The sequence below is a fragment of the Collinsella sp. AM42-18AC genome (genome assembly GCF_003467965.1).
Classification (GTDB): Bacteria; Actinomycetota; Coriobacteriia; order Coriobacteriales; family Coriobacteriaceae; genus Collinsella.
The window spans coordinates 21,314-28,679 of the sequence record NZ_QSFY01000019.1; the positions used below are offsets into that span (position 1 = coordinate 21,314).

Sequence of the window (7,366 nt, forward strand, 5' to 3'; positions counted from 1 at the left end):
TTCTCCTAACCTTCCTGCTCCTGATACTTCGAGATAAGGTCTCGGTACCAATACCAGCTCTTTTTGGGGGTGCGCTCCAGATTGTTCTCGAAGTCGATATGGACAAGTCCGTATCGTTTTTCGTAGCCGTTGATCCAGCTATACAGATCCATCGTCGACCAGAGGTAGTAGCCCTCAACGCGCGCGCCGTCGCGCTTAGCCCTCATCATGTGCTCGATGAACTGGCCCAGAAGCTCGATGCGGTCATCATCGTGGATCATTCCGTCTGCGTCTGGTTGCTCATAGGCGCCATGTCCGTTTTCCGTAATAAAGATGCGGGGCGCGTCATAGCGCTCGTGGACATCCATGATGGTTGAATACATGCAACCTGGGAGTATTTCGCGGCCCCATTTATTGCGGGGAACATTGCTGTCGCGGGCGCTTTCAAACAAGGGCGCAATGCATTTTCCTTCGACCTTTTTGCTCGAACCGCCCTTATTGTTCGCCGAAACGGCAAGCTCTCCACCGTGCCAGTCGGTTACATACTCTCGGCAATACACGTTGAGTCCAATAAAATCGACTTTACCGTCTCTGAATTCTTCTACGTCATTTGGGGATCGATAGAGCGAGACGCCAAGTTTTTCAAGGATTTCGTCCATTTCTGGCGGCAGTTGACCCTGAAGCGCTGGTGCCAGAATCATGCGATTGGCGAAAAAGTCTGCGTATCGAAATACGTCATCAGGGTGCTCGGTTGCCGGGTCGAGTTCGACAACGCCGCCATCGTGGACGGCGCCGATGATGCCGTCGTAGCCCATTTGACGATATGTTCGGACTGCGAGTGCGCTCGCGCGCATCAGGTTGTACTGAAACTGCATGTACGACTGAACGTCGAGCGATCGATTGGGGGGATAGTTGCCCAACATGTTTACGCAGTAGCTGTAGAAATGCGGCTCGTTAACGGTAGCCCAGATTTTGACGCGGTCTCCAAAGCGCTCAAAGCAAATCTTGGCGTATTTGCAGAACCACTCTGCCATGTCGTTGTTCAGCCATCCGCCTTTGCAAGCAAGCGTGAATGGTAGATCGTAATGGAACAGCGTAACGTTGGGCTCTATGCCATTTTCGAGGCAACAATCAATGACCCGATTATAAAAATCGATACCCTCTTCATTCACTTCGCCGATACCCGTGGGGATGATTCGACTCCATGAAAGAGAGAAGCGATAAGTGTTTTGTCCGCCTTCTTTCATCATGCGGATATCTTCTTCATAGCGATGGTAGAAGTCGCAAGATACATCACCGTCAACATGGTTGATGTTCTTATTGCTTGTGTGGCTAAAGAAATCCCACTCGCCAAGGCCTTTGCCGTCTTCGTTCCAGGCACCCTCGCACTGATAAGACGCCGTGGCGGAACCCCAGAGAAACGGCATGTTGTTCACGTTGTCCATGAATCCCCTTTCCATCATTCAACACGGTGGATACGTGTGGCGGAATTACGATTAAGATGACGTCAACTGATTTGAATCATAGGAGAACGACCAAAGCTGTTTGATTCAATAAATGAACCATGATTTCGAGGAGAGCGGAAAGAGGGATCACGTGAATATCAATGACTTCGATGTGCTCAATCGCATTAGCTCAATCATCAACAGCGAGTTTGGGTCAAACGATGCCGCCATCGCTCGATATCTCATCGCTCACATTAGGCGTTCGAGCGAAATCAATGTTGCCGCAATAACCCGCGATGCATTCGTGACCCGTTCCGCTGTTCGTCGTTTCTGCAATCGATTGGGCTACCAGTCTCTTAGCGATTTGAAAGAATCATTTACTCAATCAGTCTTTCCAAGCGACTTAAGCCATCGAGAGGAGGAATTTGGCTACGAGGAGTACAGGGCAGAGCTCGACGTTCGCATGATCGAGATGTTCGCTGAGGTTGAAAGCGGCGTGTCCGATATCGCTATTAAGCACCTTGCCGACGAAATTGATGGCCATAAAAACGTTGAAATCTGGTGCACCAATAATGTGAGCGCCAATCTCGTACGATTTCAGCAGGAAATGTTTTATGCGGGCAAGATAGTTCGCATAGTTGCTGGGGCTAACGTCGCGGAATTGAAAAACATGGGAGACGTTTCGCAGTCATTGATAATTCTCGTATCGGTCTCCGGGCTATTTGCGTCACAGGCACGTGAGTATCTTGATTGCCGTTCGGGCAGGAAGATTCTAATTACTGCGTTTAGCAACGATGACAAATCGAGGTCTTTTGACCGTGTATATCGTCTTGGTAATGCGGGAAACGGAATTGACCGACTCGGCGTTTATTCGAAATATGCCATGACTTATTTCTTCGACTTGCTATCGTCGTGTTACTTGAGTCGCTACCCCTGCACCAAGGGGGAGCCGCTCTATGGGTCTACTTTGGCCTGGCCCGAGTAGTTCGGCTCTATAGTTCTCCCGCCTGGAGAATGAGCGTGGATAATCTTCCACTTTGGGCCCAGTGGCACGCCAAAAGTGGGAGATTGTCCACGCTCGATTTCAAACGGGAGAATATCCACGCTCGAATTTGCCAAGGAAGCCCGATCTCAACCTATATATAGGTACAAATGAGTTGTTATCGAAGGGATGTTCTGCAGGCTCACTCCACCGTGCCAAAGTGTTCCCTCGGGAAATGTCACCGCTGTATCCAAAACCACCGTCCTTCACATCCAAACTCAACAAAACCGCAGGTCACGGCTATATAGATACGCCCGGAACCGTGTATCTAGAGGTTTTCGTTGACAGCCCCCAAGGTTGCATCGTATTATCTTTTTCGTTCGCGGGGGCGGCGGTCCAAAAGACCAAAGGACCTGCGGATACTTGAACGATTGGGAGTTTGCCCGAGTGGTTAATGGGGACGGGCTGTAAACCCGTTGGCTCTGCCTACATAGGTTCGAATCCTATAGCTCCCACCCGTCAAGTGCCTGTATAGCTCAGTCGGTAGAGCACTTCGTTGGTAACGAAGAGGTCACCAGTTCAAGTCTGGTTGCAGGCTCCATCCGGCGGTGTAGCTCAGTTGGTTAGAGCACACGGTTCATACCCGTGGCGTCACTGGTTCGAATCCAGTCACCGCTACCATAGGTAACACGGTGGCTTCTCAATAGTATGTTGAGAGGCCACTATGGTATAAAGGCAAAGTCCCGTCCGGGGACGACCTGTTTAGAGGAGGGCTTTATGGCCAAAGAGAAGTTTGAGCGCACTAAGCCGCATGTTAACATCGGCACCATTGGTCACGTCGACCACGGCAAGACCACGCTGACCGCTGCCATCACCAAGGTTCTCTCCGAGACCGAGGGCTGCAAGGCTGACTTCACTGCGTTCGAGAACATCGACAAGGCTCCCGAGGAGCGCGAGCGCGGCATTACGATCTCCGTCTCCCACGTCGAGTACGAGACCGCTTCCCGTCACTACGCTCACGTTGACTGCCCGGGCCACGCTGACTACGTCAAGAACATGATCTCCGGTGCTGCTCAGATGGACGGCGCTATCCTGGTCATCGCCGCTACCGACGGCCCCATGGCTCAGACCCGCGAGCACATCCTGCTCGCCCGTCAGGTCGGCGTTCCCTACATCGTCGTCTTCCTGAACAAGTGCGACATGGTCGACGATGACGAGCTCATCGACCTCGTCGAGATGGAGACCCGTGAGCTCCTCTCCGAGTACGATTTCCCCGGCGACGACATCCCCGTCATCCGTGGTTCCGCTCTGGGCGCTCTCGAGGGCGACGCCAAGTGGATGGACGCCATTCGCGAGCTCATGAACGCTGTCGACGAGTACATCCCGACGCCTGCTCGTAACAACGACCTCCCGTTCCTGATGGCCGTTGAGGACGTTATGACCATCTCCGGCCGTGGTACCGTTGCTACCGGCCGTGTCGAGCGCGGTGAGCTCAAGCTCAACGAGCCCGTCGAGATCGTCGGCATCAAGGATACCCAGAACACCGTTGTTACCGGTATCGAGATGTTCCGTAAGTCCATGGACTTCTGTGAGGCTGGCGACAACGTCGGTCTGCTACTCCGTGGCATCAAGCGTGAGGACATCGAGCGCGGCCAGGTTCTCTGCAAGCCCGGTTCGGTTACCCCGCACACCAAGTTCACCGGCGAGATCTACGTTCTGACCAAGGAGGAGGGCGGCCGTCACACCCCGTTCTTCGATGGTTATCGTCCTCAGTTCTACTTCCGTACCACCGACGTTACCGGTACGGTCAAGCTCCCCGAGGGCACCGAGATGGCTATGCCTGGTGACCACATCACCATCGAGGGCGACCTCATCCACCCGATCGCCATGGAGGAGGGCCTGCGCTTCGCTATCCGCGAGGGTGGCCACACCGTCGGTTCGGGCATCGTCTCCACGATCATTGAGTAAATTAGCTCTTTGATATAGCTGACTTAGAGAACCCGGCACTTATTTGGGTGCCGGGTTCTTTTCTGCAATGGATATTGAGCCGTTGCTGGTGTCGAGAGGATCGATAATGGTTCTGGGTACACCGTCGATTAGATCTCGCTGGCCCCATTGATGTGTTCCAAATATGAATGGATCCACCGAGAACCAATTGATTCGAGGTTTTCATTGACAGCACTTACATAGAGCTGATAAAGTACCATCTCGTGCCCGTACGGGGCGGATATGAAAGGTTCAGGATACATGCGTACTCTAGTTACTCTTGCGTGCACTGAGTGCAAGCGCCGCAACTATACGACCACTAAGAACAAGGCGAACATGCCTGATCGTATGGAGATCAAGAAGTATTGCCCCTGGTGCCGTCACCATACGCTGCACAAAGAGACTCGCTAGTCTCTAGTCACATACGCCAGTAGTTCAATTGGTAGAGCATCGGTCTCCAAAACCGAGTGTTGAGGGTTCGAGTCCTTCCTGGCGTGCCAGTCATTATTCCGTAAGCTCCCAATTGGGGGCTTACGGTTTACTCATGTATAAGCGCATTGCGCGGAGGTAACCCAAATGGCCAACAAGAAGAACAAGAAGAAGGCTCAGCAGCCGGCACCTGCCAACAACGCTGCCGCCAACTCCAAGGTTGAGGCCAAGAAGGCCGTTGCCAAGAAGAACGAGAAGGCTGCGAAGTCCAAGAAGAACGAGAAGCCTGGTTTCTTCGCCCGCACCAGGAAGTATTTCGCTTCGGTGAAGTCCGAGATGAAGCGTGTCACGTGGCCCGATAAGAAGGAGCTCGTGAACTACTCGGTCGTCGTTTGCGCTTCTCTGATCGTCGTCGGCGTCGTCATCGCTCTGCTCGATGCTGGCTTTGGCGAGGCTCTTGCTCTGTTCTCTGGATTGAGGGGCTAAACCATGTCTAAGCGTTGGTACGTCGTTCACACTTACTCTGGATACGAGAACCGCGTTAAGTCCGATCTCGAGCATCGCATCGAGACTATGGGCATGCAGGACCGTATCTTTGATATCGAGATTCCTATGGAGCGCGTCACCGAGATTAAAGAGGGTGGCAAGCGTGAGACCAAGGATTCTAAGATCTTCCCGGGTTATGTCCTGGTTCGCATGGAAATGGATGACGACGCTTGGACGTGCGTTCGTAACACGCCTGGCGTCACCGGTTTCCTGGGCGGCAACGGCAAGCCCGCTCCGCTTTCCCGTGACGAGTACAATAAGATGACTCGTCGTCCCGGTAAGGGCGATTCGCCCAAGCGCACCTCGGTTGATATTCAGGTCGGCACGTCCGTCCGCGTCACCGATGGCCCGCTTACCGACTTTGATGGCAAGGTCTCCGAGGTTAACACCGAGGCTGGCAAGCTCAAGGTCACGCTGATGATCTTTGGCCGCGAGACGCCGGTCGAGCTCGACTTTAACCAGGTCGCTGTCATCGCTTAAGTTTTTGTCCGTTCGCGCGAGCGTGCTTCTTCTGTGACTGCTCATCTCAGGAGTGCTTCTAACACGTGCGTGCTTACGATATAGCAAGTACTTCACACTCGTGATTCGAAAGGAATGACCATGGCTGAGAAGAAGGTTGCCAACGTCATTAAGCTCCAGATTCCTGCTGGTGCAGCTAACCCCGCTCCTCCCGTCGGCCCCGCCCTGGGCGCTGCTGGCGTGAACATCATGCAGTTCTGCCAGGCCTTTAACGCCGAGACGCAGGACAAGAAGGGTGACATCATCCCCGTTGAGATCTCTGTCTACGAGGACAAGTCCTTCTCCTTCATCACCAAGACCCCGCCGGCGGCTCACCTCATCAAGAAGGAGCTGAACCTCAAGTCTGGTTCCGCTAAGCCCCAGGCCGACAAGGTTGGTCAGCTCTCCCAGGAGCAGCTCACCAAGATCGCCGAGATCAAGATGCCGGACCTCAATGCCAACGACATTGACGCCGCCAAGAAGATCATCGCCGGTACCGCCCGTTCCATGGGCGTCACCATCGCTGAGTAGCGATTTCTTATGGTAACGACGGGTGCTCCGACCTGGGCGCCCGTTAAATGTGTGCAATAGGGCACACGATACGATGTGGGAGGGCTCACGCCCGTTTAACCACAGGAGGTAATGCACATGGCTAAGCATGGTAAGAGCTATAACGCCGCTGCCGAGAAGATCGATCGCGCCACGCTCTACACCCCCCTTCAGGCTGCCAAGCTCATTAAGGAGCTCGACACCGCCAAGTTCGACGAGACCGTCGAGGCCCACTTCCGTCTGGGCATCGATACTCGTAAGGCTGACCAGAACATCCGTGGTTCCATCTCCCTGCCCCACGGCACCGGCAAGACCGTTCGTGTTGCCGTCTTCGCCGAGGGCGAGAAGGCCCGCGAGGCTGAGGCTGCCGGCGCCGACATCATCGGTTCCGACGAGCTTGTCGCCCAGATTCAGAAGGGCGAGATCAACTTCGACGCCGCTATCGCTACGCCGAACATGATGGCCAAGGTTGGCCGCATCGGTAAGATCCTTGGTCCCCGTGGCCTCATGCCGAACCCCAAGCTCGGCACCGTGACCATGGACGTCGCCAAGATGGTCTCCGAGCTCAAGGCTGGCCGCGTTGAGTACCGCGCCGACCGCTACGGCATCTGCCACGTGCCCCTGGGCAAGAAGTCCTTCTCTGAGCAGCAGCTCGTCGAGAACTACGCTGCCCTGTACACCGAGATCCTGCGCGTCAAGCCCTCTTCTGCTAAGGGCAAGTACGTCAAGTCCATCTCCGTGTCTTCCACCATGGGCCCTGGCGTCAAGGTCGATCCCGCTATCCAGCGCGACTTCCTGGCTGAGTAACTAACAGTTACTGCCTGAGCAAAGCAAGCATTGCTAAAGAGACCCGGTTCTGCCTCGTGCAGGACCGGGTCTCTTGCTTTTGAGTCAACGAAACCACCACGAAGGGGACAGTGAACTGCCTCCCATTTCTTGGACATCGGGAAAT

Annotated in this window: 8 protein-coding genes and 4 tRNA genes; 11 read left to right on the plus strand and 1 reads right to left on the minus strand. The window is 54.3% G+C overall.

The window, feature by feature from the left end:
• Positions 1–5 precede the first annotated feature (5 nt).
• Entirely contained in the window at positions 6–1,424 is a 1,419-nt protein-coding gene (locus tag DW913_RS09330) for a glycoside hydrolase family 1 protein (RefSeq protein WP_117646059.1), read from the minus strand.
• 151 nt (positions 1,425–1,575) lie between these two features.
• Here DW913_RS09330 and DW913_RS09335 point away from each other — a divergent pair, with 151 nt between their 5' ends.
• From DW913_RS09335 to rplA, 11 genes are all read left to right on the plus strand, one after another.
• Positions 1,576–2,409 (plus strand): MurR/RpiR family transcriptional regulator, encoded by an 834-nt coding sequence (locus DW913_RS09335; protein WP_158550121.1) that lies wholly within the window; start codon positions 1,576–1,578, stop codon positions 2,407–2,409.
• A 430-nt stretch (positions 2,410–2,839) separates the two neighbouring features.
• A tRNA-Tyr gene (locus DW913_RS09340) sits at positions 2,840–2,921 on the plus strand.
• A gap of 10 nt (positions 2,922–2,931) precedes the next feature.
• Positions 2,932–3,007 (plus strand) — tRNA-Thr (locus tag DW913_RS09345).
• Between the two features lie 3 nt (positions 3,008–3,010).
• Positions 3,011–3,087: transfer RNA gene (locus tag DW913_RS09350), tRNA-Met, on the plus strand.
• A gap of 96 nt (positions 3,088–3,183) precedes the next feature.
• On the plus strand, positions 3,184–4,374 hold the full coding sequence (gene tuf / locus DW913_RS09355; protein ID WP_089572520.1) for an elongation factor Tu: 1,191 nt from the start codon (positions 3,184–3,186) through the stop codon (positions 4,372–4,374).
• 279 nt (positions 4,375–4,653) lie between these two features.
• Entirely contained in the window at positions 4,654–4,803 is a 150-nt protein-coding gene (rpmG, locus tag DW913_RS09360; protein ID WP_102372646.1) for a 50S ribosomal protein L33, read from the plus strand.
• A 13-nt stretch (positions 4,804–4,816) separates the two neighbouring features.
• Positions 4,817–4,892, plus strand: a tRNA-Trp gene (locus tag DW913_RS09365).
• A gap of 76 nt (positions 4,893–4,968) precedes the next feature.
• Positions 4,969–5,307, plus strand: a complete 339-nt coding sequence (gene secE, locus DW913_RS09370; protein WP_117786131.1) for a preprotein translocase subunit SecE — start codon at positions 4,969–4,971, stop codon at positions 5,305–5,307.
• 3 nt (positions 5,308–5,310) lie between these two features.
• The gene (gene nusG / locus DW913_RS09375) at positions 5,311–5,847 is read left to right on the plus strand and encodes a transcription termination/antitermination protein NusG (protein WP_006234984.1); all 537 of its coding nucleotides are present in this window, start codon (positions 5,311–5,313) and stop codon (positions 5,845–5,847) included.
• Positions 5,848–5,967: 120 nt separating this feature from the next.
• Complete coding sequence (gene rplK / locus DW913_RS09380) at positions 5,968–6,396, plus strand: 50S ribosomal protein L11 (RefSeq protein ID WP_022093893.1); 429 nt, start codon at positions 5,968–5,970, stop codon at positions 6,394–6,396.
• Positions 6,397–6,513: 117 nt separating this feature from the next.
• Positions 6,514–7,221 carry a 50S ribosomal protein L1 gene (rplA, locus tag DW913_RS09385; protein ID WP_089572518.1) on the plus strand — a complete coding sequence of 236 codons (708 nt, stop codon included), beginning with the start codon at positions 6,514–6,516 and terminating at the stop codon, positions 7,219–7,221.
• The last annotated feature ends 145 nt before the right edge of the window (positions 7,222–7,366 follow it).

What these genes read in the sequence shown, in the direction of transcription:
- nusG (WP_006234984.1), top strand. Translation starts at nt 5,311, where the DNA reads ATGTCTAAGCGTTGGTACGTCGTTCACACTTACTCTGGATACGAGAAC.
- tuf (WP_089572520.1), top strand. Translation starts at nt 3,184, where the DNA reads ATGGCCAAAGAGAAGTTTGAGCGCACTAAGCCGCATGTTAACATCGGC.
- rplA (WP_089572518.1), top strand. Translation starts at nt 6,514, where the DNA reads ATGGCTAAGCATGGTAAGAGCTATAACGCCGCTGCCGAGAAGATCGAT.
- rpmG (WP_102372646.1), top strand. Translation starts at nt 4,654, where the DNA reads ATGCGTACTCTAGTTACTCTTGCGTGCACTGAGTGCAAGCGCCGCAAC.
- DW913_RS09330 (WP_117646059.1), bottom strand. Translation starts at nt 1,424, where the DNA reads ATGGACAACGTGAACAACATGCCGTTTCTCTGGGGTTCCGCCACGGCG.
- secE (WP_117786131.1), top strand. Translation starts at nt 4,969, where the DNA reads ATGGCCAACAAGAAGAACAAGAAGAAGGCTCAGCAGCCGGCACCTGCC.
- rplK (WP_022093893.1), top strand. Translation starts at nt 5,968, where the DNA reads ATGGCTGAGAAGAAGGTTGCCAACGTCATTAAGCTCCAGATTCCTGCT.